The organism is Rhodococcus sp. F64268 (genome assembly GCF_023015605.1).
Classification (GTDB): Bacteria; Actinomycetota; Actinomycetes; order Mycobacteriales; family Mycobacteriaceae; genus Rhodococcus.
In genome coordinates this window covers 1-261 of sequence record NZ_JALKAI010000057.1, presented here as the reverse complement: position 1 = coordinate 261, position 261 = coordinate 1, and the positions used below count along the sequence as shown (strand labels likewise).

The window sequence follows — 261 nt, the reverse complement described above, 5'->3', positions numbered from 1 at the left end:
TTCGTTCACTGGTACAACCACGAACACCGCCACACCGGCATCGGCCTGCACACCCCGGCCGACGTCCACTTCGGGTTGGCCTCGCAGAAGGCTGCCGAACGCTCCACCGTGCTCGACCAGGCCCGACGGAGTCACCCTGAGCGATTCTGCACCTCGAAACGGGGACCGAAGATCCTCGACCTGCCTTCCGAAGCCTGGATCAACAATCCCGCCACCAGCGACGGCCTCGAAGCCATGACGGATCAAGCCGCCGCGTAACAC

The 261-nt window shown here is 64.4% G+C and carries 1 pseudogene; it reads left to right on the top strand.

From position 1 onward, the window contains the following. Positions 1-258 (top strand): annotated as a pseudogene (locus MWU77_RS24540) (hypothetical protein); the annotation flags it as partial. Positions 259-261: the final 3 nt, after the last annotated feature.